The following is a 2,613-nucleotide window of genomic DNA, read 5'->3' as shown; positions in this document are numbered from 1 at the left end:
CCCCTACCCCGCCCCGGCCAACTCGTCGGCCTGGTCGACGTGCGTAGCATGTACGTCTCCTGCGAACGGATCTTCAACCCCGCCCTCCGACACCGTCCGGTGATTGTCCTGTCCAATAACGACGGCTGCGCCATCGCCCGATCCGATGAGGCCAAAGCCCTGGGGATCAAGACCGGTGACCCGTGGTTCCAGCTGAAAAACAGGCCCGACATGTCCGAGGTCGTCGCCGTGTCGTCCAACTATGAGCTCTACGGTGACATCAGTTCCCGGATGATGCAGATCCTCGCCGACCATGCCGCCTGGGTCGCCCCCTACAGCATTGACGAAGCCTTCATCGTCGTCCCGGAAGTCGACGCCACCGCCACCGCCCGTGCCATCCAGCACGATCTTGCCCAGTGCCTCGGACTGCCCACCACCGCAGGGCTCGGACCGACGAAGACCCTGGCGAAGATTGCCTCCACCGGTGCCAAAGACCACCGACCGTTCGGTGGAGTGTGCAACCTCGCCGAATGGACCCCAGGTCAGGTCGACGCTGTCCTGGTCCGCCTGGGAGTTGAGGAGGTGTGGGGAATCGGCCGGAAGTTGTCGACCCGACTGCGCGCAGCAGGGATCACCACCGCCGGGGATCTGAAACGCGCTGATCCTGCCTGGCTGCGTCGCTTCCATGCCCTTCCCCTGGCACAGACCGCCATCGAACTGTCCGGTACGCCGGTGATCGACATCGACGACTCGCCGGCGCCGTCACAGCAGACAATGGTGTTCTCCCGGCTGATGGGCACGCGCGCCCGTGGCGCTGATGACGTCGCCGCCGCATTGACCACCGCAGCGCATCCCCTCGCCCGCCGCCTTCGTTCCAAAGGGGTGAAGGCTTCGGTGATCACCGCAGGTGTCGTCACCGGTCACCATGACGAGATCACCCCCCGTGCCATGGCAGTCACAGGGATGATGTCACCGACATCATCGACCCGGGACATCGCCGCAGCTGCGCGCAGCGCGGTGGCCCGCATCCGTGACGATGTGGCCTACTCGCGGGTAGAGATCCTGGCCAGCGGTCTGATCCCCGATGACGGACAGTTGGATATTTTCGCTGATGCCGGCGGTGACCGCGCATCCCTTGATGCGGTGCTGGACGCTCTGCCCACCGGCAGTGTCACGGTGGGCACCTCCGCTCTGGATCAGCGGTGGTCGGCTCGACGGCAGATGCTCTCGCCCCAGTGGTCAACCAGATGGGCGGACCTTCTCACAGTCCACTCCTGACCACACCCTGCCCGCACTACGCCAGCTCACACACTAGAGGGCAAGGTTGCGCGAAGCGCTACCGCGGCAGCATTCCGCCCCATCCCAGGGTCACGACCAACAGTGCCTGTAGGCGACCGTGATCATCTTCATGGAAGGGGTAGGGGAGAACCGACCGATTGAGCCTCGCGCTCATTCAGCATCTTCATGGGGACCGTCGCTAAGATCACTAGCATGACGTTAAACATATCCGACCAAAGCAATAACGATCTTGTCAGCCGCAACATCCGTGGAGCAGTTTCAGCTCTGGCAGAATATCTTGATCAGAAAGACATCCTCCGCGCATGGCTACGAGCCGAATTCAAACTTCCGAAAGATCTACGTGACATCACACTGCGCAACGCATGGTCATATGACCGATCTGTAATTCATGACACGATGTCAGCTTCCGTTAACTGGGCTGACCCAGCTGAAAGCACTGATGGACTTCGAGCACTTTCCACGATCACCATCCTAGCAGGAAGAAGTGGTCAAATCTTAAACACGGATGACGTGAGTTTGTTTATGGATTTCGAGGAAGTCAGACGAGCTTGCAGTGAGGATGGACTCAAACTCGACGAAAATGGGAATATTTCACAGGCAGATGTCGTCACTCTGGAAGATTTGGACGTCAGCGGAATTGGAACTATCGACGGAGTCTTGCGAGAAGTAAAGAAACTGAACCAGGCGATTACCCGAGACCAAGATCTGTCAGATGTCATCGGACACTCAAAGTCGCTGATAGAGGCGGTATCCGCAGCAATTATGGACGCTCATGGGATACCCGCACAGGAGTCAAGGAGTAAAAAGGTAATGGAAAGAGTCTCAGAGGTGCACAGATTGCTTGGCATCAAATCAGATGACTTATCAGCGGGCGGAGCTGCCGTTGCGCTTAATGACATAGCTAAAGGCCTAAATCGTCTCGTACAATCCGTGCAGTATCTCAGGAATCACAGCTCTGACGCTGGTCACGCTAACCATACGGTACCGCAGATCGATCCTGAAAGCGCTCAACTTTCGGTTGATTGCGCCCTGGCTTGGTGTCGGTATGTTCTATCACTTCAAGCACGCCGTGCATCTGAAGCGCCATTCTGAACCATTCATAACATAATAGAGTATAGACAGAATAGCGATATATACTTTTTTGACTGCCACCAGTAGATTTATTATTTTTCTGCCTTGTATGGGTCATGGCCACTAGTCTTCGGGCTGGGGCCCTTTTCTCGGGCCCACCTGCCCGTGCGTGCCCACCCTGACCCTCGTCACACACAAGAGGGCAAGGTTGCGCGTAGCGCTACCACGGCAGCACTTCTTTGCCCCTCCCCCACCGCCTACCGG

At 58.1% G+C, this 2,613-nt stretch carries 2 protein-coding genes; both read left to right on the top strand.

From position 1 onward, the window contains the following. A partial coding sequence (locus E0E18_RS13770) for a Y-family DNA polymerase (protein ID WP_130841925.1) occupies nt 1-1,257 on the top strand: 1,257 nt, incomplete at its 5' end. A gap of 213 nt (nt 1,258-1,470) precedes the next feature. Beyond that, on the top strand, nt 1,471-2,370 hold the full coding sequence (locus E0E18_RS13765) for an abortive infection family protein (protein ID WP_161972316.1): 900 nt from the start codon (nt 1,471-1,473) through the stop codon (nt 2,368-2,370). Nucleotides 2,371-2,613: the final 243 nt, after the last annotated feature.

This window comes from Corynebacterium neomassiliense (genome assembly GCF_900626215.1).
GTDB classification, from domain to species: Bacteria; Actinomycetota; Actinomycetes; order Mycobacteriales; family Mycobacteriaceae; genus Corynebacterium; species Corynebacterium neomassiliense.
Note: the sequence above shows the minus strand (reverse complement) of the source record. Positions and strands in the feature narration are given on the sequence as shown.

Coding starts and splice junctions, on each gene's coding strand:
- E0E18_RS13765 (WP_161972316.1), top strand. CDS start 1,471: ATGACGTTAAACATATCCGACCAAAGCAATAACGATCTTGTCAGCCGC.